Consider the following 22,989-nt stretch of genomic DNA (forward strand, 5'->3'; position numbering starts at 1 on the left):
ATGAGCGATATCGCCCCGATTCCGGTGCCTCTGCGCGTTGCGCCGACGCCGGACTTCAATATCAAAATTGAGACGAAGGATAAAACGGAAGATATTCGCCCACGGCTGATTTCTCTGAAGTTAACGGATAACCGTGGCTTGCAGGCCGATCAACTGGAGCTGACGCTGGACGACAGCGACGGCCAGTTGGTCATGCCGCCTTTTGGCGCAAAAATCGCCCTGGAGATTGGCTGGAAAGGACAGCCGCTTGCAAATAAAGGCATCTACCTCATTGATGAGGTCACCTACCAGGGCGCGCCGGACACGATAACGGTGGTCGCCCGAAGCGCCGATTTTAGTGGCACTCTCGATGTTAAAATCACTGATTCATATCCAGACATGACGGTTGGCGAGGCCGTGGAGAAAATCGCGAAACGTAACAACCTCAAGTGGAAAGTTTCGCAGGAGATAGCTAAGAAAAAGATTAAGCATCTCGATCAAACGCAGGAAACGGACGGCACATTTATTACTCGTCTGGCTATGCTGGTTGGCGCGGTGGCGACAATTAAAAAAGAAATGCTGCAGTTCTTTGCCCCCGGGCAGGGCGTGACCGTGAGCGGAAAGCCGATTTCACTCCTGAATCTGAACCGACAGGATGGCGATAAGTATGAGTACAAATTGTTTAAGCGCGACGATTACAGTGGCGTAGAAGCAAAATGGTACGATCAGAAAAAGGCGCAGCAGAAAGGGGTAACCGTCAACACGATACCGCCAGCAACACCGGCGGTGAACCCTGTCCATCCCGCGGCCAAAAATATCCCCACAATCGGGCAACAAGACCCGGGAAAAACCTATGTTTTTGGCAGCAATAAGAAGCTGTATGTACTGAATACGCACTTCAGTAGCCAGGAGGAAGCAGAGGAGGCGGCTAAGGCAAAGTGGCAGGAACTGCAACGCAACCGGGCTACGCTGAAGATCCTACTGGCGCTGGGTGCTGCGGAGTTGATTCCTGAAACGCCGGTCAAAGCTCAAGGTTTTAAATCGGTCATCGATAATCAAAAATGGCTGATTACCAATATCGTGCATACCCTCGATAAAAGTGGCTTTACCACCCAGTTGAACCTGGAGCTGATGACTGAAAACGTGGACTACATCTTAGTAGAAAATCAAGCTGGTTAGGTTAAGTCTAATTATTGTTGCTTTTTGTTTAGTCTTTGGCTAATGTGATTGTATGCCAGAGAGGAGAACAACTATGATGCATTGCCCAAAATGTCAGACCGCCGCCCATACGAAAAGCAGCCGTTACGTTTCGAAAGAGACGAAAGAACGTTATCACCAGTGCCAGAACATTAACTGCAGTTGTACCTTTAAAACCCTGGAGAGCGTATCCGGGATTATCGTCGAACCGGCGCAGATTAATACCGTGCCGGTGATGGCGAAAGGCAGCAATAACCCGTCACCGCAGCTGCTGTAAGCCCAACCGCGAAAGCGGGTTTTTTTATGGCTGCGGCCTGGATGGGATCGCTGGGAGATCAGGCTGAAGGCCAGCGAGCCGTTGACGTTCAAGGGCGCGACAGCGGCCTCTGGAGTTCTGTTAATAACTGTACGGTGGTGAGGGCCGGGGCCCTTGGGGACACTGGCAATTACTGTACGGAATAAAAAGATTTCACTGATATGAGTCAGGCAAAACAGGCTTCCGGTGAAGAGAGAAAAAGCGTGGCGATTTTCGGCAGAAGAAAACGCAGGGGTGATAAAGTATTTTGGTACTAAGAGTAAGTCCGCGCTGGGATTTGAATTCGGTATGCGAATTCCCTTCTTCCAAAGGGAAGAAGGGAAAGGGTCGGAATTAATGAACGCTATCTGTAAATTTGCTATCGATCATCACCAGCCCCGACGCTGTTTGCACAAAACGCGGCGCGGTTAAGTCATCAGTCATGATGTTAATCATCTGGAATAACAAGCCGGTGATGTGTTTCTGCAAGTCTGTAGAAGCCGGCTGATTCAGCAACACTAACGTCAATGCGCTGCAATATTGCCGCATCTCTTCCGAATCTATCGAACAACCGCTGCGACAGGCTTTGTCATTACCTTTCTCCAGCGTGAGGCGTTTAATCAGGTGTTCTGGCAGTGGCTGGTCTAACAGAACTTTCAATACTTCCAGTGCAGCCAGCAAACGGCCGCACAGTGCCATACGAGCGGCGATATCGTGACATTCAATCAGGGCATCCACATAACGCACGCACGTATCCATCACCTGAAACAGATCGTGCGTGGTGCCAAGCGGCGTTTTCAAAAGGGTTGATACTGCCGGTTCGATAACTGGTTGAATGTCCACGATTTCATAATGAGTGGTTGTGTTACTATTGGTATTAGCCATAGCGTTGTTTCCTTTAGAGTGAACGTTGTGGTCAGACGCTCCGGTATGTGTTGCATCACTGCCGGGGCGTTGCTCTCATAAAAGGCCTCATGTTAGTGTGGTCTTTTAAAGGATTAAAATGAGGGAATAGGTCAGTACATGTCAATTATAATGCGTGAAAAAAAACCAAAAGGTGGAGGCAAGTCCCCACAATTTCAAATGCGCATTGATCCCGCCTTGAAAAAACAGCTCGATGCGGTTGCAGCTGAAGAAGGAATTAGTCTGGCAAGCTGGCTGAAGAATCTGGCGAGAGAGGCGTTAAAGGCAAGGGGAATTGATCCGGAGGGGTAAATTTGTACGTGAAATATTGAGTTAATTATATGTGTGGTAAATGAAAAAAAGCTAAATTTTGCTATTGTGAAGTTTTTAATGTGGCCATTACAAGTTTGATAAAATAGCTGAGGCTTTGATGGAGTTGTGAGTAAATGAAGCTTTTTATTGTATGGTTACTGCAATCTTTTTTCTATCTTGTACCGATTATAGTCAGTGTTGTTGGTGCTTATTTTATTGTGCGATTCGTTCCATTTTACCCAATGGGGTTTGTGGTTGCCTGGGTCGGTATCGTTGCTTATCTTTATGTAAGATACAGTAAGTGGGTTTAACCTCAACCGTATAATCTTTTTCATGGCGATTTTCAAAACACCATGAAGTTTCAATATTTATCTGTAATATGATGTTCAGTGAATCGGGACTTACCCATATTGACTTGCTCAAAGTAAATAATCAGGATGTAAGGTCCTTATAAATGAATGAGCAATCTAAGTTGTACGCTTACAAGATTAGCTATGAGATAACATTCAAATAAAATAAGATTGCCAGAAAGAAGAGCAGACTACGATAATGGACGAGACAGAAAAATCAGTACTCGATCTTGTTGAGACTTACAATGGTCGAAGCATATTTACCTTTAAGCGGTATCCGCTCAAACATAATACCGATCTTAATGAAGATTTTCGAATGAACCCGTTAGATGCCTATGATTTACTAGAGGGATTCACAGAGAAATTTTCGATTAATTTAGATGAAATCAATTTCACTCGCTATTTTCCTGAAGATAATGGCAAAGCAGAAAAGGCGTTGACCATTCAATTACTGATTGACTCGGCCCGAGCAGGTCACTGGACGGATGAAGAAAAATCAAAAACAGAAAATACCTTACCCTCAAACTCAGACAGGAAAATAATGAAAAAGGGAAAAAATAAGACGATTTATATTTTAGCAGTCATTATATGTTTTCTGATTCTTCCGGAAATAATGGTTCGTACACTAACCCCAGAACAACTCGTCAGACTCAGCGATTTCACAAGCCTGGGCGGGATTTTTAGCCATCTCCTTTCGTTAATGTTTTTTCTCGGTATAACATCGATTTTGCTGGGCATTGTCGCTATCTGTCTGGCAAAAAAAATCTACCGATATTTTGTCAGGTTAAAAAAATAGCATACCTGCTGTACGCTCTGTATGCGTTACCAACGCACTGAGAGCAAAATTTTGCCAAAGCTGAAAACGTTGAGCGAAAGCAATCCAGGAAAGCGTATAGGATCTGCGGACCTGTTTTACAGTGGCTGGTCCGCGCAAACTCATGGGGGAAATGTGAGTAGGTCAAAGTGTGCCATTCTTAGCGTAATGTGAGGTGTAATACGTTATTCCGCCCTTACAGGATGCGGACGAGTTGGGCATCGCCATGGAGAGCGAGAAAGCGCTACTGGAGCAATGGAGAACCTACCGCGTGGAGACCTTAACGGCACCGGATATTAGTTGGCCGGGAAAGCCTAAACAGAAACATCCCCGTTACAGCGGGGACTATCAGGAAAATTTTAGAGGCGGGAAGGCTTAATTTTGCCATTCAATCATCTCATCCAGCCGTTTTAAAATATCTGGGAAGTAGCTCTCATTGATGCCGAAATCACCTTTCACCTGAGCGCTGTCAGCATGCGCTTCAGGACGAAGGTCATATTCAATAATTACAACCTCTTCGCCGGTTACTTTCCTGATTATCATATTCAGTTGATGGCACTGGCTTTGAAACACGAAAGGCTTTATCTCTCTTTGAGCAATTAAAGCGTTATGGTGCGCTGCAAATTGCTCACGTAGTTCCAGTAGCTCACCTACCGTAAATTCAGTTTGAAACTGTGCTTTCAGGCCAGGAACAGAAAATTCAACAAAAGATTTTATCCAGTCCCAGCGATGATGTTCAGGGTCAATGTCGTTATCGACCACTCTTTCAAAAGGAGAAACCGTAAACGTAAATTTCTCGTATTTAATATCAAACATTGATGCGTTCCTGTCGGTTTTTAAAAATACATAAAGTGGATGATTGTCCAGTCGGACTCTCTTACCACAACTTCGAGTGTGTATTTTTTATACTCAGTAGTGGCCTTCTTACGATAAAGCTTGTACATCTCAATTTCGTATCTGTACAGGCCTTCAACTTTCCGGGGATCGGTCGTTCGCTTACCAAAACGAATAGCTTTTTCCTGAATATGTAAAGGAACATACCGACCCGTTTCATACATGTGCTTAGCAGCCGTTTCGGTCATTTTCAGGTTGCGTACAGATAAGCCGAGTTTGAACCGGGCGCGCAAAAATGAAATAGTCCCCTGGCCAAGCTTTGCTGTAATCGCTGTTCGCGTACCCGCTTCAAATAAAGCACGGCCAGTGCGGAGAATGCGGAAAACACCAAAAGCAATCAGTGCAATATCAGTGGGATCGAACAACGGCGTTTCAAGCGGAGCCTCTTCAAGCCGGACAAAATGGCCCTGTGCATCATAAATTTGCCAGAGGCCGGGAGCCTGAGCCACGGTGTAGCCGATACACATACCGCTTGTTTCATCAAGCACCGGCTGAGCATTGCGTGGTAGATGTTGTGGCCGAAGCTCAAAAAATTCTCCGGGGGCAATCTTGACTCAAAAGTGTAATACCGTCCAGGTTCCTGTCTTTCTGCTCTTCCTGAGATCATTCTCGTTCCCTCTTTTTGATGATGGCTGTTCATAGTGCCACAGGAAGGCAAAGCGATCATTCCCGAGTAAATGCCCGATCATTCTTCAACAAACCCTAATTGTATAAACGGCATCGCCTGACCTGACACTCTGAGCACATCCATTTTACGGGGGCATCAGATGTCTGATTACTGTCATGGTATCTGCATCGTCGAAATCATGGATGGCACTCGCACCATTTCCATCATCTCTACCGCGATTATTGGGCTGGTCTGTACCGCCTGGGACGCCGACACTACCGCTGAATACGCCGGTATTGTTTGCTAACGTGTAGGGTGGTATCGCCAAAGCCGGGGCAAAATGCACGCTAGCAGGCGATTTTCGACCAGGCCAAATCGGTTAATGTCTTGGTGCGCGTTGCCGTGGGTGCGACCGAAGCGGAAACCATCTCAAACATCATCGGTACCACTTACGAAAACGGCCAATACACTGTAATGAAAGTCCGGTTAAGCGCAGAATCAGCTCGGCGTGCCGGGCCTTAACTCGCTGGAAATGGCGATCGCGCTCGCCAGGATCGCGTAGCAGGTGCACCTTCAAAACGTACGAAAGCATAGCGGGGATGATCGTCTCGCCGGGCCAGACTAATAAGGTGCCGATTTTTACGCATAACGACAGAAGGTAATCGTTACTTCACTGAAAGCTCGCGAAAGTATGCTTTTTGTATCTGCGTTCAAAAAGAACGAATAAAGTCATGTGATGCTTTTGTGACGCTGGCCTATAGAAACAAAAAAGCCACTCGGCTAAAAGTGGCTTAATATCCTGATTCAACAGGTGAAATCTGGTGGCCCCTGCTGGGCTTGAACCAGCGACCAAGCGATTATGAGTCGCCTGCTCTAACCACTGAGCTAAGGGGCCAATGGAGCGGGGATTATAAAGTATCTATTCGGGGCAATCCAGCGTTGTTCGGCTGGTTGCTGAAATAAGCAGCAATGTTTTACTTGCTGATAACTATGATAAAACCGCCAAAAACGCTACGCTGATACGCAGCGTCGTCGCATGCGCGGTGAAGCGCGATTGTCTTATTGGGCTTAACAGTAGGAAAGACAGCCGCGATCACGACATTGCTCCGCAAATAAGCGTTAACCACTGGCAAGATTATGACGAATACGGATTCTTTGCGTGAGCGGCCAGGACGCAGCGCAAAGCCAGGAGGCCCCATGAGCGAACACAACATCACCGATATCATTGCACCGGACCTGAACGTCCTCTTCTGCGGCATTAATCCCGGTCAGTCGACCGCGCACACCGGCTATCATTTTGCCCATCCGGGCAATCGCTTCTGGAAGGTGATTCACCTGGCAGGGTTTACGGTGCAGCAACTGAAGCCGGAAGAAGAGCAGCGCTTACTGGAGACCGGCTGTGGTATTACGATGCTGGTCGAGCGTCCGACCATTCAGGCAAATGAACTGGCCAGTGATGAGCTACGTGATGGCGGTCAGCGGCTGATGGACAAGGTTCTATGCTATCAGCCTGCCGCGCTGGCTATCCTGGGCAAAGATGCCTTTAAACGCGCGTTTCGTCAGAGCAAAGTGGAGTGGGGCGAGCAGCCGATCTACATGGGGAAAACCCAGGTGTGGGTGTTGCCGAATCCCAGCGGATTAAACCGGGCCTCACTGGAAGAGATGGTGGCGCTATATCGCCAGATGTACGAGGCGTTACAGCAGCGGCGTTAATGGTGGCGGTTTGCGGGAAAAGGGCAGGGCAGCAGACATAAAAAACCCCGGCGAACCGGGGTTTTAACGGACTTAGTCGTCGAGGAAGCTACGCAGCACTTCCGAGCGGCTCGGGTGGCGCAGTTTACGCAGGGCTTTCGCTTCAATCTGACGAATACGCTCACGGGTAACGTCAAACTGTTTGCCCACTTCTTCTAACGTGTGGTCGGTGTTCATATCGATACCGAAACGCATGCGCAGCACTTTGGCTTCACGCGCGGTCAGGCCAGCCAGCACGTCGTGGGTCGCAGAACGCAGGCTCTCAGAGGTCGCAGAGTCCAGCGGCAGCTCCAGCGTGGTGTCTTCGATAAAATCACCCAGATGTGAATCTTCATCATCACCAATCGGCGTCTCCATAGAGATAGGCTCTTTGGCAATCTTCAGCACCTTGCGGATCTTATCTTCTGGCATCAGCATGCGCTCAGCCAGTTCTTCTGGCGTCGGCTCACGGCCCATCTCCTGCAGCATCTGGCGCGAAATACGGTTGAGTTTGTTGATGGTCTCAATCATATGCACCGGAATACGGATGGTACGCGCCTGGTCAGCGATAGAACGGGTAATCGCCTGACGAATCCACCATGTGGCGTAGGTCGAGAATTTGTAGCCGCGACGGTATTCAAACTTATCAACCGCTTTCATCAGACCGATGTTACCTTCCTGAATCAGATCCAGGAACTGCAGACCACGGTTGGTGTATTTCTTGGCGATTGAAATCACCAGACGCAGGTTAGCTTCAACCATCTCTTTCTTCGCGCGGCGGGCTTTCGCTTCACCGATCGACATACGACGGTTAATGTCTTTCACCTGCTCGATGGTCAGGCCGGTTTCTTCTTCAATCTGTGCCAGCTTCTGCAGCGAACGCATCACGTCATCCTGCACGTCCAGCAGTTTTTCAGACCATGGCTTGTTCATCGCCAGTGCGGCTTTGAACCAGCTCTCGTTGGTCTCGTTACCGGTGAACAGCGTAATGAAGTTTTTCTTCGGCATTTTGCACACTTCAATACACAGCTTCATGATCAAACGCTCCTGGGTACGGACACGTTCCATCATTTCGCGCATGTTGTTCACCAGGTAGTCGAACTGCTTCGGTACCAGGCGGAACTGTTTGAAGACGTCCGACAGGTTCTGGATCTCAGCGACAGAGGCCGCATGGCTGCGTCCTTTGCTCTTGATCACATCGCGCGTCGTTTCGTATTGCGTACGCAGGTCAGAGAACTTCTCGCGCGCCAGTTCCGGGTCGATAGAGTTATCGTCGTCAGAGCTGTCGTCGTCGCTCTCTTCGTCGTCATCGTCGTCGTCATTACGATCTTCTTCTGACAACTCAGAACCGACGTGGGTGGCGGTCGGTGCCAGGTCTTCTTCTGCGTTAGGATCGACAAAGCCAGTGATAAGGTCTGACAGACGCGACTCACCGGCTTCAACACGATCGTACTGATCCAGCAGGTAGGTAATGGCTTCCGGATATTCAGCAACGGAACACTGAACCTGGTTGATACCGTCTTCAATACGCTTCGCGATGTCGATTTCGCCTTCGCGGGTCAGCAGTTCAACGGTACCCATTTCACGCATGTACATGCGAACCGGGTCGGTGGTGCGGCCAATTTCAGATTCAACGCTGGATAATACCTGAGCGGCAGCTTCCGCGGCATCTTCGTCAGTATCGGAGCTGTTTTCATTCAGCATCAGATCGTCGGCGTCCGGGGCTTCCTCAACCACCTGGATGCCCATGTCGTTAATCATCTGGATGATGTCTTCGATCTGATCGGAGTCGACGATATCTTCCGGCAGATGGTCATTGACCTCAGCATAGGTCAGATAGCCTTGCTCCTTACCACGGGTGACAAGAAGCTTGAGCTGTGACTGCGGGTTTTGCTCCATAAGACGGTATCCACACTTCTGTTAATTAGATTGGTGTCGGTCGGCAGCGAGCCAACAATAACATTGAAGGCATTTCGTTCTCGCCGCTGCCTTCGTCGCGGCCTGGGCTTTGCCCATTAGTAATCGGCACTTAAGCCGCAAATTTTATGTCGGGCCTGGCTTACTCGCCATTTTTGCCTCTGACAGTGCTCGTCATCCTCACGTACATCAGTACGCTCCGGTGACTGCGCGCTTTCAGCGACAAAACCTGCTTCGACGCCGACGGCCCGAGGGCGGAAGCTGGCTTACTCGCCATTTTGCCTCTGACAGTGCTCGTCATCCTCACGTACATCAGTACGCTCCGGTGACTGCGCGCTTTCAGCGACAAAACCTGCTTCAACGCCAATAGCCCGAGGCGGAAGCTGGCTTTCACAACATGTTTGCCACTGGCGGTACTCGTCATCCTCACATAGCGGAGGTAACGGTTCGCTTACCGCGACAAAACCTGCTTCGCCCTGAATAACTAAACCTGCCGCTCCGGTTACGGACAGCAGCAGGTAGGGTAACCTGTTACTTTTTCGCGAAGGCCTGGCTCAGTGTCCAGAGCTCGCGACGTTCGTCGGTGCTGAGTCCGTGGGTGCGTTCTCGCGCAATCAGGAACTCCAGTCGTTCTTCCAGAGCCGCGTCATAAATACTGGCCAGGGAATCCTGGAACACCGCTTCGCTCTCTTCATCCACTATCATGTGGTTCCACACGGCCAGTGTTTCAAGCGTTTGGCTAAAATTTGTTCCGCGATATAACTCTAGTAGCTGACCGGTGGTCAATCCAGGATTCTCGTTACAGCGCTTCACTAATTCAATAAATAGCGGTAAACCGGCTATTTTTGACTCGGCCAGCCCATCCAGTGCAGGGACCAGACTTGCCAGTTGTGGATTCTGAATCAGCAACGCCACCAGAACGCGCATTGTGGTGCGTTTCAGCGGCGGAGCAACCGGTGCGCTTGCGCCCTGTGCCTGTTTAGGCATCAGCTTTTCAAGCTGCGCATCATCCAGAATACCGAGTTTGTTTCCCAGTTCCTGACGCAGATAAATGCGTAACGTTTCACCAGGAATCTGCGTGATCAGTGGCAATGCCAGTGTACTTAAACGCGCTTTGCCGTCACGAGAGCTTAAATCGACCTGCGGCAACAGGCTGTCGAACAAAAACGAAGAGAGCGGCATAGCCTGCTCCATCCTCGCTTCGAATGCGGCTTTACCTTCTTTGCGAACCAACGTGTCCGGGTCTTCGCCGTCAGGTAAAAACATAAAGCGTAGTTGACGACCGTCATTCATGTAAGGCAATGCGGTTTCAAGCGCTCGCCAGGCGGCTTCACGTCCGGCGCGATCGCCGTCGTAACAGCAAATCACGTTATCCGTACTGCGAAACAGCAACTGAATATGTTCAGCCGTGGTCGATGTACCCAGTGAGGCAACCGCGTAGTCCACGCCGTATTGCGCCAGGGCAACGACATCCATATAGCCTTCCACCACTAACAGGCGTTTCGGTTCAGGATGATTTTTTAAGGCTTCATACAGGCCATACAGCTGACGACCTTTATGAAAAACAGGCGTTTCGGGCGAGTTAAGATACTTCGGCGTATCATTACCCAGCACGCGGCCGCCAAAGCCGATAACGCGGCCTCGCTTATCGCGGATGGGAAACATCACGCGCTCGCGAAAGCGATCGTAAACCCGGCCTTTATCATTATTGACCAGCATGCCCGCTTCCATTAATGACTCGCGATCTTCCGGCTGCTTACCAAAGCGTTTGAGAACATTGTCCCAACCGGCGGGGGCATAACCTATCGCGAAATGATTAATGATATCGGCGCTCAGGCCGCGATGTTGAAGATAATCGCGCGCTGACTGGGCACTGGATTGCTGCAAACTCTGCTGATAAAAACCGTTAAGGTTGTCCATCAGTTGGTACAGGCTCTGGCGCTGATGGCGTTCCATCGGGCTGGGCCCGTTACCCGCTTCGTAAGGGACATCTAACCCGTGAGAAGTGGCTAACTCTTCGATACTTTCAACAAACTCCAGACGATCGTAGTTCATCAGAAAGTCGATGGCATTACCGTGCGCACCACAACCAAAACAGTGATAAAACTGTTTTTCGCCATTTACGGTAAAAGAGGGGGTTTTCTCATTATGAAAAGGACAGCACGCATGATAATTCTTTCCCTGCTTTTTCAGCTTTACGCGAGCATCGATCAACTCCACGATGTCCGTGCGGGCAAGTAAGTCATTGATAAATACGCGTGGAATTCGTCCTGCCATAAGCCCCGTTTTTTCAGCTCATAAACGACAACAAGCCGCGCTTCCTTTCGGAAAGCACGGCCTTTTACTTGACTCAGTCTGCGTTTATCACGCTGTGGAGGCGAACCTCCGGGATATTAGTACAGACGAGTGCGGCGTGCGTTTTCGCGAGCCAGTTTTTTGGCATGACGCTTAACTGCAGATGCTTTAGCGCGCTTACGCTCGGTCGTTGGTTTTTCATAAAACTCACGACGACGAACTTCAGCCAGAACGCCTGCTTTCTCGCAAGAACGCTTAAAGCGACGCAGTGCTACGTCGAACGGCTCGTTTTCACGTACTTTAATTACCGGCATGTAACTCTCACCTCAATAAAATTCGGTTTTTCTGCTGACTGCGGCGCCAGCACATTTCAAAATGGTGCAGCATTTTACTCCAACTCGCGTCGGCTTGTAAAGCACCATGGATAATTAAGAACCAACAGGAGCGTGTGCCTGTGCGGCTGCCGGTTTTTTCCGGGGGCGGGAGTATAGCGCACTCTTTAGGCAGCAGAAAATGACTTTTTGCGTGGATTGAGTCCTCTTTTTGCACAGTGGCTATGCTAAACTGCGCGCCGCAAGAATGAGGTGAAGCAATGCGAATTCTGGGTATTGAAACATCGTGCGATGAAACCGGCATCGCAATCTATGATGACGAGGCTGGCTTAGTCGCGAACCAGCTCTACAGCCAGGTAAAACTGCATGCCGATTACGGCGGCGTGGTACCGGAACTGGCTTCGCGCGATCACGTACGTAAAACGGTGCCCCTGATTCAGGCGGCGCTGAAACAGGCGGGTTTAGCGCCGCAGCAGATTGATGCGGTGGCCTATACGGCGGGGCCGGGCCTGGTCGGCGCGCTGCTGGTGGGCGCGACGATTGGGCGCGCGCTGGCCTTTGCGTGGAAGGTGCCTGCGGTGCCCGTGCATCATATGGAAGGCCATCTGCTGGCGCCGATGCTGGAAGACAATCCACCCGCCTTCCCGTTTGTGGCCTTGCTGGTTTCTGGCGGCCACACGCAGCTGATCAGCGTTACCGGCATTGGTGAATATGTACTGCTGGGCGAGTCAATTGACGATGCCGCAGGCGAAGCCTTCGATAAAACCGCCAAATTGCTGGGGCTGGATTATCCCGGCGGTCCCATGCTGTCGAAAATGGCGCAGCAGGGCACGGCTGGACGCTTCACGTTCCCGCGTCCGATGACCGATCGTCCGGGGCTGGATTTCAGTTTCTCGGGCCTGAAGACCTTTGCGGCGAATACCATTCGTGGCCATGACGATGACGCGCAAACCCGTGCCGACATCGCCCGTGCGTTTGAAGATGCGGTGGTGGATACGCTGGCCATCAAATGCAAACGCGCCCTGGATGAAACCGGCTTTAAGCGGCTGGTGATTGCGGGCGGCGTGAGTGCCAACCGTACGCTGCGCGAGCAAATGGCGGTCATGATGCAGAAGCGCGGTGGTGAGGTGTTTTATGCCCGTCCTGAATTTTGCACCGATAACGGTGCCATGATTGCCTACGCGGGCATGGTGCGTCTAAAAGGCGGTACGCGGGGAGAGCTGGGCGTAAGCGTCAGGCCGCGCTGGCCGCTGGCCGAACTGCCTGCCATCTGACAGAAAAAAGCCGGTCAACCGGCTTTTTTTACGCTTACTGTTTCTTTTTGCGCTTCCAGATTTTACTTTCCTGACGACGCCACAGACGTTGGATGTTGTCATGATGCCGCAGCAAAATCAGGCAGGAGAGCATGGAAACCGGGAACGTAAACTGCGGTTTAAACCACCAGACATAGAACGGCGCAATCAGGGCGCTGACAATCGCCCCAAGCGATGAGTAGCCGCTGAGCAGCACGGTCAACAGCCAGGTGCCGGTCATTAGTCCGGTCAAATCCCAGCCGATAGGCGCGATAGCACCAAACGCGGTCGCCACGCCTTTCCCACCCCTGAAGCGGAAAAACACCGGATAAATATGGCCCAGACAGGCGGCAATGGCGGTTAAGCCCAAATAGAGCGGGGGCACATGAAGCAGGTACGCCAACCAGACAGGCACCATACCTTTCAGAATATCGAATACCAGCACCGTTGCTGCCGCCGCTTTGCCGCCAAGGCGCAGCACATTGGTGGCACCCGGGTTGCCTGAACCGTGGGTGCGGGGATCGGGTAGCCCGGCGAGTTTGCATACCAGAATCGCACTGGAGATGGACCCACACAGATACGCGAAAATAATCATACCAAGCGCGAAAGCACTCATAACACCGTCCCGTTTCCTTTGGGGTCGTTTTGATCACGTCAACTATGGATAATACGCACAATCTGCCGGAAGTGGTATCCGGCCTGGCCAAAAACAGAGAGCACCGTCATGGATATCGTCTTTATAGAACAACTCACCGTCTTCACTACAATTGGCGTTTACGACTGGGAGCAGGGGATTCAGCAGAAGCTGGTGATCGATATCGAAATGGCCTGGGATAACCGCCAGGCGGCCGCCAGTGACGATGTTAAGGATTGTCTGAGCTACGCCGACGTCTCTGAGGCGATCCTGACACATCTGACGGGCGGACGTTTTGCACTGGTCGAACGCGTTGCCGAAGAAATTGCGGATCTGTTGATGAACCGTTTCAATTCGCCCGGTGTGCGTATAAAGGTAGCAAAACCGGGCGCTGTAGCGCAGGCCGCGCAGGTTGGCGTGCGAATTGAGCGCGGGACTATTCCTAAATAGTGATGATGTGATTGCCATCACAATGAAACCAAACCAAATTATGGTCTGTCTCAGCAGATACCGTTTCGTTAGTAAAAACTCAACGGTAGTTAACCTTAAGGTTTTACTCAGACTGAAGCAGATAAGATTTAAGGCGATAGCGCGGCTGCTAGCGCCTTTTTCATGGTTTTAAAACGGACAGAGGGAATACATTGATGGCAGATATTCATCAGCTGTGGGTAGCTGCAATCCTGGGCGTGGTAGAAGGGCTGACCGAGTTTTTACCGGTCTCTTCCACCGGGCACATGATTATAGTGGGGCATTTGCTTGGCTTTGAGGGTGACAAAGCCGAAACCTTTGAAGTCGTGATTCAGCTAGGCTCCATTCTGGCGGTAGTCGTGATGTTTTGGCGGCGTTTGTTTGGCCTGATCGGCATCCACTTTGGCGAAGTCAAACACGAAGGGACAGGAACCGGTCGCTTAACGCTGATTCATATCCTGCTGGGCATGATTCCTGCTGTCGTGATAGGGCTGGTCTTACACGATCAAATTAAAACGCTGTTTAATCCGATAAATGTTATGTATGCGCTGGTGGTCGGCGGTTTGCTGCTGTTAGCGGCGGAATTCCTGAAGCCAAAACAGCCAAAATCCGTTGGCGTGGATGACATTACCTATCGTCAGGCGTTTATGATCGGCTGCTTCCAGTGTCTGGCGCTGTGGCCGGGCTTCTCGCGTTCAGGTGCCACGATTTCAGGCGGGATGCTGATGGGCGTGAGTCGCTATGCGGCGTCCGAGTTCTCCTTTATCCTCGCCGTACCGATGATGATGGGGGCGACCGGGCTGGATCTGTATAAGAGCCTGGGCTTCCTGAGCATGGCCGACTTCCCGATGTTTGCGGTGGGTTTTATCACTGCCTTTATCGTCGCGATGATTGCGATCAAAGTGTTCCTGGAGCTGATCAAACGCATCTCTTTCGTATCGTTTGCGGTCTACCGCTTTATCGTAGCGGCTGCGGTTTACATGCTGTTCACGTAAACCCAACGCGGCCAGGTCACTGGCCGCGTTAACCTCTGCCTTCGGCAACGGCGTCGATGCGGCGCCGCGTCAGCTCTTCCCGCACCGCACTCCCTTTAAAGCCCGCCTCAACCACCGCTTTCGATGACACGGCCTGCGCCCGCACAAATGCGCGTCGCAGATAGTCACCCTGTGGATACGGCATGCTGGCGAGCCCACCGCGCCCACGGGCATCGGCTTCGCTACACAGCGCCAGTTGATGCACGCGTTCAGGCTTACGCCAGGCGTCGAGACGGTCAAATAACGCCACAATCGCCTCAGAAGGCAACTGCTCAATGGTGTGCATCGTGTCGTGGAATTCGGTTACCAGCAGGGCTAAATCGCGAATGGCATTCGGCACGCGCAAACGCTCACAGAGTGCGGCAACCAGCGGCACACCGGCGGGGCCATGACCGCGATGGCTGGGCCACTTTTCAACGGGCGTTAACGCTTTGCCTACATCGTGAAACAGCGTGGCAAAACGTACATCAATGGCCTCACTTAAGGCGGCGGACAGCGTCAATGCCATCAGCGTATGCACGCCCGTGTCAATTTCAGGATGCCATCTGGCGGGGGCGGGGATGCCATAAAGGTTATCGATTTCCGGGAACAGCACCTTCAGGGCACCGCAGTCACGCAGCACCTGAAAATAGACCTGAGGATTATGCGAGGACAGCGCTTTTTCGGTCTCTTTCCACACGCGCTCAGCGGTAAGATCGGCCAGCTCGCCGCTCTCCACCATTTGCCGCATCAGCGCCTGGGTTTCATCGGCAATGCGAAAGTTAAGGTGGGCAAAGCGCGCAGCAAACCGCGCCACGCGCAGCACGCGCAGCGGATCTTCACTAAAGGCTTCTGAAACGTGGCGCAGCAGTCGGTCAGCAATATCCTGTTGCCCCTGGTAGGGATCATAGAGCGTGCCGTTTTCATCGCGGGCGATGGCGTTGATCGTCAGATCGCGGCGTTGTAAATCCTGCTCCAGGGTGACGTCCGGGGCCGACCAGGTGGTAAAACCGGTATAGCCTTTGCCGTTTTTGCGTTCGGTGCGCGCCAGTGCATATTCTTCGCGGCTGTCAGGATGCAGAAACACCGGAAAATCGCGGCCCACCTGCTGATAGCCCTGTTCCAGCATGCTTTCTGGCGTTGCGCCCACGACCACCCAGTCTTTGTCTTTAACCGGCAATTTCAACAACGCATCACGTACCGCACCGCCAACAAGAAACGTCTTCACACACCACTCCAGAGATAAATAAGCGACCTGCGCGTCTGCGGGCGTCCTGCACCTGAATTCAGACGGGCACAACCCTTATTGTTACACAAATTCGACATATTGCAGACAGGCCAAAAAGGGCATCTTACGATCCCCTTTTGCAGCGAGCGGTGGAAAAGGTTAGTTCATCCAGCGATCGTTTTTCTTGCGACGCGGCACCATATGCGGCAGCAACAGACCCAGCAGCAGGCCCACGCCGAGCACGCCGCCACCGTACATAAACCACTGCATGATGATCGTGCGCTGTTTGTCATCCAGCTGAACGTTAGCGGCATTGACCTTCTTCTGGGCCACGATCAGTTCGTTCTTCAGCTTCTGATTTTGCTCTTTCAGCCCATTGATGACGCTGTCGCTGCTGGCCACTTTATTCTGCATCTCGGCCGTGCGCTGGTTCCAGCTGTTGTCAATGTTCGCTAACTTAGCCGTCAGGTCTTTAACCTGTTGTTCTAACTGAGGCACCCGGGTGCGCAGGCTGGGATTTTCACTCAACTGCGACAGGGGAATCCAGACGGTGCGGCCTTCCGCATCGCGCACCTGGCCATATTTGGTGGCGTCATTGGTTTGTAGCAGTTCGACCTGTTCACCCGCGTTCAGCTTACCGAGCAGGCGAAACTGGTCGCCGGGGCCGCTGCGAACCCAGGTGGATAATTCGTCAGAAACATAGCGTTTTTGATCGGCATGAGCAGGTGTAAGGGCGCTGAGGGCCAGCAAAGTGATTCCAGCAAGTGTGATTTTTTTCATTCGATTTCGTTTTGTTTAAAAATAAAGATAATTTACCGGCACAGTCTGTAGAGGCTTCGCATAAATCTGAATGAGAACTATCCTGGTCTCATAACAGTGCGAAAAGGCGAGCGAAAGCAGAAAGAAACCAGAGACAGCAAGGCTTCTGTGCATTACTCTTCGCCTGAAAACCCGCATCTTCGGCTCAGTGGATGCAGCAGAAGATAACCTTAAACGGGCAGGGAATATATCCTCAAGTGCCAGCGACGTAGTGAATAAAAAAATATGACCATTGAGATTGAGCTTAAGTTCATTGCAAAACCCAACGCTGCCGGGAAACTGGCAGAGAGGCTGGCGGCTTTTCCGCATCAGCATCAGGCAGCGCGCCAGCTGACCAATATCTATTTTGAAACCGACGATAACCAGTTACGACGGTGGAACATGGGCTTACGTATTCGCGGCGTGGACCAGCGTTACGAAATGACGCTGAAAACGGCCGGCAGTACGCTGGGCGGTTTACATCAGCGCGGCGAATACAACGTTGACCTGACGGAACCTACGCTGGATATCAGCCGTCTGCCCGCCGACATCTGGCCAGAGGGAACGGATATCGCGGCCTTGCAGCAGCGCCTGAACCCGCTGTTCAGCACGCATTTTGACCGTGAAATCTGGCTGGTGACGGCAGGTAAGAGCGAAGTGGAAATCGCGTTCGATAAAGGCGAGGTCGCGGCCGGTGAGCATCAGGAAGCGCTGTCAGAAGTCGAACTGGAGTTAAAAAGCGGTGAGCGCAGCGATATGCTGGCGTTTGCGCAGCAGCTGATTGCCGTGGGCGACCTGCGTATGGGCAGCCTGAGCAAAGCGGCACGCGGCTATCAGCTGGCGAAAGGTAACCTTCCACGTGAATTACGTGCTTTTCCGCTTTTGAAAGCCGGACCGAAGGCGACGGTGGAAGCTGGCATGGTGGCGGCAATGGCCGCTGGCCTGGAGCACTGGCAATATCATGAAGAAGTGTGGTTACGGGGCAATAAGCGCGCGCGGGAATCAGTACGTGAAGCGCTGGACGTGCTGCGCCAGGCCTTTGCGCTCTTTGGTGCGTTAGTGCCGCGTAAGGCCAGTAGCGATCTGCGTCAGAAGCTGACGACGCTGGAAGAAACGCTGCTGAATGAAGACGTGGATGCAGACAGCTTCTGCTTCTCTACTCGCTCCGTAGAAACTCAGTTAGCACTTACTCACTGGCTGGCTGAGGCACAATGGACGCCGTGGATTGATCAGAAGGGGCAAGCCAAGCTGCAAGGTTCCTTCAAGCGCTTCGGCGATATCATGCTGGGCCGCATTAATGCCGATCTGAAAGAAACCTTTGCCACTATTCATCAGGCGAATGAATATCAGGACAAAGCCACGCGTCTCGATCGACAATTACTGGCCGTTCATTTGCTGGCGGGCGCTTACTCGCCGGACGCGGTAGAGCGCTGGCTGGCCCCGTGGCAGCAGCTACAGCGCGCCATACACGAAAAGCAGCACGTCAGCTTAGACGGCTTAACCGCGCAGGCAATGAAACAACCGCCGTTCTGGTTAACCAGCGGCTCGCCGCGCTGAATCTAACAGCACGCTATCAGGGAGAGAACATGTTGCCAGCCTTACCTACCGTATTGCGTACTCAGGCCGAGCGGGCGGTCGAACAGTCAGGTCTTACCGGTTCTGCTCTTACGGAAGAGCAACTTGCCGGTCTGGCCTTCAGCGATTTCGTGCTCGACAACCTGCAGCAGAACCCGGACTGGTGGCAGGCGATCGCTGACCGCTCGCCTCAGCCTGAAGAGTGGCGGCACTATGCGCAGTGGCTGAGTGGTGACATGGCGGCGGCAGACAGCGAAGCCAGTCTGATGCGCGTGCTGCGCCTGTTTCGGCGTCGGATGCTGGTGCGCATTGCCTGGATGCAGTGCCTGCATCACGCCAGCACAGAACAGACGTTGCAACAGCTGAGTGTACTGGCGGAGGTCCTGATCAGTGCGGCGCGTGACTGGGTTTATCAGGACTGCTGTCGTGAGTTTGGCACGCCGTGTAATGCCGCGGGTGAGCCTCAGCCGCTGCTGATCCTGGGCATGGGAAAACTGGGCGGCGGCGAGCTGAATTTCTCCTCTGATATCGATTTAATTTTTGTCTGGCCCGAGAACGGCAGTACCCGTGGCGGTCGACGTGAACTCGACAATGCGCAATTTTTTACCCGTATGGGGCAGCGCCTGATCAAGGTGCTCGATCAGCCCACCGCGGACGGGTTTGTTTACCGGGTGGATATGCGTTTACGGCCCTTTGGCGACAGTGGGCCGCTGGTGATGAGCTTTGCCGCTCTGGAAGATTATTACCAGGAGCAGGGGCGCGACTGGGAACGCTATGCCATGGTGAAAGCCCGGCTGATGGGCGATGATCAGGATCGCTGGAGCCAGGAGTTGCAGCAGATGCTGCGGCCGTTTGTCTATCGCCGCTACATTGATTTCAGCGTGATTCAGTCGTTACGTAACATGAAGGCGATGATCTCACGTGAAGTGCGCCGCCGTGGCCTGAAAAATAACATTAAGCTGGGGGCGGGCGGCATCCGCGAAACGGAATTTATCGTCCAGGTCTTTCAACTGATTCGCGGTGGACGTGAGCGCTCGCTTCAGCTCAGAGCTTTGCTGCCCACGCTTTCCGCCATTGAATCCCTGGGCTTACTGCCACCGGAGCAGGTTGCTGCACTGCGCGAGGCCTACCTGTTTTTGCGGCGGCTGGAAAACCTGCTGCAAAGCCTGGCCGATGAACAAACGCAAACGCTGCCGGAAGATGCCCTGCACCGCGCCCGACTGGCCTGGGCGATGCAGTGTCAGGACTGGTCAGAACTTAGCGCAAAACTGGATACGCACATGGCCGCCGTGCGGGCAATCTTTGACGAGCTGATCGGTGAAGATTCGCCGGATGTTGGCGATCAACCGGAGCTGGCCGATTTTAATATGCTCTGGCAGGACAGTCTGGAAGACAGCGAGCTGGCCCCGCTGGTTCCTCAACTGGACGCGGAACACTGTCAGGCGCTCAATCAGTCACTGGAAGCGTTTCGTCAGGATATCAGCCGCCGTTCCATTGGTCCGCGCGGCCGTCAGGCACTGGATCAGCTGATGCCGCGCCTGCTGAGCGAAGTCTGTCTGCGCAGCGATGCGGCCGTCACCTTTAGCCGGCTGGCACCGCTGCTGCTCAGCGTGCTGACGCGCAGTACCTATCTGGAGCTGCTGACGGAATATCACGGAGCCCTGCGGCACCTGATCCGTCTGTGTGCAGCCTCGCCGATGGTGGCAAGCCAGCTGGCGCATTATCCGCTGCTGCTGGATGAGCTTCTCGATCCCGCCACGCTGTATCAGCCCACCGCGACGGATGCCTATCGTGATGAACTGCGCCAGTACCTGATGCGCATTCCCGCCGATGATGAAGAGCAACAGCTTGAAGCGTTACGCCAGTTTAAACAGGCGCAGATGTTACGTATCGCGGCAGCCGACATTGCAGGGACGTTGCCGGTGATGAAAGTGAGCGATCACTTAACCTGGCTGGCCGAAGCCATCATTGAATCGGTGGTGCAACAGGCCTGGAATATGATGGTGCAACGTTACGGTCGGCCTTCGCATCTGGTGCAGGAGCACGAGCGGGGCTTTACCGTGCTGGGCTATGGCAAGCTGGGTGGATGGGAGCTGGGTTACAGCTCCGATCTTGATCTGGTTTTTCTGCACGACTGCCCGCTGGACGCGGTGACCCAGGGCGAACGCAGCATTGACGGCCGACAGTTTTATCTGCGGCTGGCCCAGCGTATCATGCACCTGTTTAGCACCCGCACCTCATCCGGGATTTTGTACGAAGTGGATGCGCGCCTGCGTCCTTCCGGTGCGGCGGGCATGCTGGTCAGCACGTTCGACGCTTTTGATGACTATCAACGTAACGAAGCCTGGACATGGGAACATCAGGCGCTGGTGCGTGCCCGGGTTGTCTTCGGTGAGCCCGCCCTGAGCGAACGTTTCAACGCCATTCGCCGGGCGATTCTCTGCCTGCCCCGTGAACCGGCGGCGTTGCAAACCGAGGTCAGGGAGATGCGTGATAAAATGCGCGCGCATCTGAGCAATAAGCATAAAGGGCGCTGGGAGATCAAAACCGACGAAGGCGGCATTACCGATATCGAGTTTATTGCCCAATATCTGGTACTGCGCTATGCCGCAGCAGACCCTGCCTTAACGCGCTGGTCGGACAATGTGCGGATCTTTGAACTGATGGCAAACCATCAAAAAATGGCAGACGACGAAGCGGCGGCGTTAACCCATGCCTATGTCACGCTGCGCGATGCCTTGCACCATCTGGCGCTGCAGGCGCTGCCGGGACACGTCGAACCGGATGCCTTTGCGCAGGAAAGAGCGTCGGTCAACGCCAGCTGGCAGCGGTGGTTGCAGTCAGCAGAATCTCTCACGGCGTGATGCTGATAGCAACTGTGCTATCATCCGCGCACTATTTTGAATGCAGTCTGGAGTGTCTGGAATGAAAGTTACTCTGCCCGCGTTCGGCCAGGCTTCGGTACTGGTCGTTGGCGATGTCATGTTGGATCGTTACTGGTATGGCCCTACCAGCCGTATTTCCCCTGAAGCCCCGGTGCCGGTGGTGAAAGTGGAGACCGTTGAAGAACGCCCTGGCGGCGCCGCTAACGTGGCGATGAATATTGCTGCGCTGGGTGCCGGTTCACGGTTGATCGGGCTGACCGGTGAGGACGATGCGGCTCAGGTCCTGAGTAAAACGCTGAAGGACGTTCGTGTTGACTGCGATTTTGTCACGTTAAAAAGCCATCCGACGATCACCAAACTGCGTGTGCTGTCCCGCAACCAGCAGCTTATCCGCCTGGATTTTGAAGAAGGTTTTGAGCAGGTTGATGCCGCACCGATGCACGAAAAAATGCGCCAGTCGCTGGCCAGCAGTGGCGCGGTGGTGCTGTCGGATTACGGCAAAGGGGCGCTCGACAGCGTTCAGCAGATGATCACTCTGGCGCGTGAAGCCAGTGTGCCCGTCCTGATCGATCCGAAAGGCACCGATTTTGCCCGCTATCGCGGCGCGACGCTGCTGACGCCCAACCTGTCGGAATTTGAAGCTGTTGTCGGTAAATGCAGGACGGAGCAGGAAATTGTTGAACGCGGCATGAAACTGATTGCCGATTGCGACCTTTCCGCGCTGCTGGTCACGCGTTCTGAGAATGGCATGTCGCTGCTACAGCCGGGGAAAGCGCCGCTGCACTTGCCCACGCAGGCACAGGAAGTGTTTGACGTTACCGGCGCCGGGGATACGGTGATTGGTGTGCTTGCTGCTGCTCTGGCGGCGGGGGATTCGCTGGAAGAAGCCTGTTTCCTGGCCAACGCGGCAGCCGGTGTGGTGGTGGGTAAACTGGGAACCTCAACCGTCAGCATCGTGGAGCTCGAAAACGCCATTCATGCCCGTCCGGAGCGCGGTTTTGGCATCATGACCGAAGCGGAACTAAAAGAGGCCGTCGCTATGGCCCGTCAGCGCGGCGAAAAAGTGGTCATGACCAATGGCGTCTTCGACATCCTGCATGCCGGTCATGTTTCCTACCTCGCAAACGCCCGTAAACTGGGCGATCGCCTGATTGTGGCGGTAAACAGCGATGCGTCGACGAAACGTCTTAAAGGCGACAGCCGTCCGGTGAATCCGCAGGAAAACCGGATGATCGTGCTGGGTGCACTGGAAGCCGTAGACTGGGTCGTGCTGTTTGAAGAAGATACGCCGCAGCGTTTGATCGCCAGCATATTACCGGATTTACTGGTGAAAGGCGGGGATTACAAGCCGGAAGACATTGCAGGCAGTAAGGAAGTCTGGGCGAATGGCGGTGATGTGCGGGTGCTGAACTTTGAAGATGGCATTTCAACCACCAATATCATTAAAACCATTCGCGGCAACTGAGTCGT

The 22,989-nt window shown here is 53.0% G+C and carries 20 protein-coding genes, 1 tRNA gene and 2 pseudogenes; 13 read left to right on the forward strand and 10 right to left on the reverse strand.

Features of this window, described 5'->3' with window-relative positions; translation table 11 throughout:
- Both C1N58_RS00180 and C1N58_RS00185 read left to right on the forward strand, forming a co-directional pair.
- Positions 1 to 1,158, forward strand: a complete 1,158-nt coding sequence (locus tag C1N58_RS00180) for a contractile injection system protein, VgrG/Pvc8 family (RefSeq protein ID WP_394564479.1) — start codon at positions 1 to 3, stop codon at positions 1,156 to 1,158.
- A 73-nt stretch (positions 1,159 to 1,231) separates the two neighbouring features.
- Entirely contained in the window at positions 1,232 to 1,453 is a 222-nt protein-coding gene (locus tag C1N58_RS00185; RefSeq protein WP_033739904.1) for an ogr/Delta-like zinc finger family protein, read from the forward strand.
- 372 nt (positions 1,454 to 1,825) lie between these two features.
- Here the strand turns inward: C1N58_RS00185 and C1N58_RS00190 are convergent, their stop codons facing one another.
- The gene (locus C1N58_RS00190) at positions 1,826 to 2,356 is read right to left on the reverse strand and encodes a hypothetical protein (RefSeq protein ID WP_394564480.1); all 531 of its coding nucleotides are present in this window, start codon (positions 2,354 to 2,356) and stop codon (positions 1,826 to 1,828) included.
- A gap of 138 nt (positions 2,357 to 2,494) precedes the next feature.
- Here C1N58_RS00190 and C1N58_RS00195 point away from each other — a divergent pair, with 138 nt between their 5' ends.
- The 3 genes and pseudogenes from C1N58_RS00195 (at position 2,495) to C1N58_RS00205 (ending at position 4,229) form a co-directional block, all read left to right on the forward strand.
- Positions 2,495 to 2,686, forward strand: a complete 192-nt coding sequence (locus C1N58_RS00195) for a toxin-antitoxin system HicB family antitoxin (protein ID WP_394564481.1) — start codon at positions 2,495 to 2,497, stop codon at positions 2,684 to 2,686.
- Positions 2,687 to 3,235: 549 nt separating this feature from the next.
- A pseudogene (locus C1N58_RS00200) lies at positions 3,236 to 3,523 on the forward strand (DUF1493 family protein); the annotation flags it as partial.
- Positions 3,524 to 4,037: 514 nt separating this feature from the next.
- Positions 4,038 to 4,229 carry a tail fiber assembly protein gene (locus C1N58_RS00205; protein WP_072209571.1) on the forward strand — a complete coding sequence of 64 codons (192 nt, stop codon included), beginning with the start codon at positions 4,038 to 4,040 and terminating at the stop codon, positions 4,227 to 4,229.
- On the opposite strand, the gene C1N58_RS00210 is transcribed toward C1N58_RS00205, so the two are convergent.
- Together C1N58_RS00210 and C1N58_RS00215 are read right to left on the reverse strand one after the other, a co-directional pair.
- Positions 4,226 to 4,666, reverse strand: coding sequence for a WapI family immunity protein (locus tag C1N58_RS00210; RefSeq protein WP_394564482.1), 441 nt, complete (start codon positions 4,664 to 4,666; stop codon positions 4,226 to 4,228). The two genes, C1N58_RS00205 and C1N58_RS00210, sit on opposite strands and share 4 nt — an antisense overlap.
- Before the next feature lie 20 nt (positions 4,667 to 4,686).
- On the reverse strand, positions 4,687 to 5,232 hold the full coding sequence (locus C1N58_RS00215) for a hypothetical protein (protein WP_394551400.1): 546 nt from the start codon (positions 5,230 to 5,232) through the stop codon (positions 4,687 to 4,689).
- 279 nt (positions 5,233 to 5,511) lie between these two features.
- Here C1N58_RS00215 and C1N58_RS00220 point away from each other — a divergent pair.
- A pseudogene (locus tag C1N58_RS00220) lies at positions 5,512 to 5,907 on the forward strand (phage tail protein); the annotation flags it as partial.
- Between the two features lie 263 nt (positions 5,908 to 6,170).
- On the opposite strand, the gene C1N58_RS00225 reads toward C1N58_RS00220, so the two are convergent.
- Positions 6,171 to 6,246: transfer RNA gene (locus tag C1N58_RS00225), tRNA-Ile, on the reverse strand.
- Between the two features lie 302 nt (positions 6,247 to 6,548).
- Between C1N58_RS00225 and mug the strand changes: the two genes are divergently transcribed.
- Entirely contained in the window at positions 6,549 to 7,064 is a 516-nt protein-coding gene (mug, locus tag C1N58_RS00230; RefSeq protein ID WP_054633119.1) for a G/U mismatch-specific DNA glycosylase, read from the forward strand.
- Positions 7,065 to 7,136: 72 nt separating this feature from the next.
- Here the strand turns inward: mug and rpoD are convergent, their stop codons facing one another.
- The 3 genes from rpoD to rpsU all read right to left on the reverse strand — a co-directional run bounded on the left by rpoD (position 7,137) and on the right by rpsU (position 11,608).
- Complete coding sequence (gene rpoD, locus C1N58_RS00235; RefSeq protein ID WP_028723590.1) at positions 7,137 to 8,981, reverse strand: RNA polymerase sigma factor RpoD; 1,845 nt, start codon at positions 8,979 to 8,981, stop codon at positions 7,137 to 7,139.
- Between the two features lie 549 nt (positions 8,982 to 9,530).
- Positions 9,531 to 11,276 (reverse strand): DNA primase, encoded by a 1,746-nt coding sequence (gene dnaG, locus C1N58_RS00240; RefSeq protein WP_394550313.1) that lies wholly within the window; start codon positions 11,274 to 11,276, stop codon positions 9,531 to 9,533.
- 116 nt (positions 11,277 to 11,392) lie between these two features.
- Positions 11,393 to 11,608 carry a 30S ribosomal protein S21 gene (gene rpsU, locus C1N58_RS00245; RefSeq protein WP_001144069.1) on the reverse strand — a complete coding sequence of 72 codons (216 nt, stop codon included), beginning with the start codon at positions 11,606 to 11,608 and terminating at the stop codon, positions 11,393 to 11,395.
- A gap of 278 nt (positions 11,609 to 11,886) precedes the next feature.
- Here rpsU and tsaD point away from each other — a divergent pair, with 278 nt between their 5' ends.
- Positions 11,887 to 12,900: a tRNA (adenosine(37)-N6)-threonylcarbamoyltransferase complex transferase subunit TsaD gene (gene tsaD, locus C1N58_RS00250; protein ID WP_058708785.1), complete on the forward strand. Its 1,014-nt coding sequence runs from the start codon at positions 11,887 to 11,889 to the stop codon at positions 12,898 to 12,900.
- Positions 12,901 to 12,934: 34 nt separating this feature from the next.
- On the opposite strand, the gene plsY is transcribed toward tsaD, so the two are convergent.
- Positions 12,935 to 13,534 (reverse strand): glycerol-3-phosphate 1-O-acyltransferase PlsY, encoded by a 600-nt coding sequence (gene plsY / locus C1N58_RS00255; protein ID WP_006118206.1) that lies wholly within the window; start codon positions 13,532 to 13,534, stop codon positions 12,935 to 12,937.
- Positions 13,535 to 13,642: 108 nt separating this feature from the next.
- Here plsY and folB point away from each other — a divergent pair, with 108 nt between their 5' ends.
- Positions 13,643 to 14,002: a bifunctional dihydroneopterin aldolase/7,8-dihydroneopterin epimerase gene (gene folB / locus C1N58_RS00260; RefSeq protein ID WP_006118205.1), complete on the forward strand. Its 360-nt coding sequence runs from the start codon at positions 13,643 to 13,645 to the stop codon at positions 14,000 to 14,002.
- Positions 14,003 to 14,196: 194 nt separating this feature from the next.
- The gene (bacA, locus tag C1N58_RS00265) at positions 14,197 to 15,015 is read left to right on the forward strand and encodes an undecaprenyl-diphosphate phosphatase (RefSeq protein WP_033739833.1); all 819 of its coding nucleotides are present in this window, start codon (positions 14,197 to 14,199) and stop codon (positions 15,013 to 15,015) included.
- A 28-nt stretch (positions 15,016 to 15,043) separates the two neighbouring features.
- Here bacA and C1N58_RS00270 read toward each other — a convergent pair whose 3' ends face one another.
- Entirely contained in the window at positions 15,044 to 16,261 is a 1,218-nt protein-coding gene (locus C1N58_RS00270) for a multifunctional CCA addition/repair protein (RefSeq protein ID WP_394564483.1), read from the reverse strand.
- A 159-nt stretch (positions 16,262 to 16,420) separates the two neighbouring features.
- Positions 16,421 to 17,041 carry a TIGR04211 family SH3 domain-containing protein gene (locus C1N58_RS00275; RefSeq protein WP_006118202.1) on the reverse strand — a complete coding sequence of 207 codons (621 nt, stop codon included), beginning with the start codon at positions 17,039 to 17,041 and terminating at the stop codon, positions 16,421 to 16,423.
- Between the two features lie 264 nt (positions 17,042 to 17,305).
- On the opposite strand from C1N58_RS00275, the gene C1N58_RS00280 reads away from it, so the two are divergent.
- From C1N58_RS00280 to hldE, 3 genes are all read left to right on the forward strand, one after another.
- Positions 17,306 to 18,616 (forward strand): CYTH domain-containing protein, encoded by a 1,311-nt coding sequence (locus tag C1N58_RS00280; protein ID WP_058708788.1) that lies wholly within the window; start codon positions 17,306 to 17,308, stop codon positions 18,614 to 18,616.
- Between the two features lie 29 nt (positions 18,617 to 18,645).
- Entirely contained in the window at positions 18,646 to 21,498 is a 2,853-nt protein-coding gene (gene glnE, locus C1N58_RS00285; RefSeq protein WP_394550316.1) for a bifunctional [glutamate--ammonia ligase]-adenylyl-L-tyrosine phosphorylase/[glutamate--ammonia-ligase] adenylyltransferase, read from the forward strand.
- Between the two features lie 61 nt (positions 21,499 to 21,559).
- A complete protein-coding gene (hldE, locus tag C1N58_RS00290; RefSeq protein ID WP_033739825.1) occupies positions 21,560 to 22,984 on the forward strand; it encodes a bifunctional D-glycero-beta-D-manno-heptose-7-phosphate kinase/D-glycero-beta-D-manno-heptose 1-phosphate adenylyltransferase HldE in 1,425 nt (474 codons plus the stop codon).
- The last annotated feature ends 5 nt before the right edge of the window (positions 22,985 to 22,989 follow it).

Source organism: Pantoea sp. SGAir0180 (genome assembly GCF_043546245.1).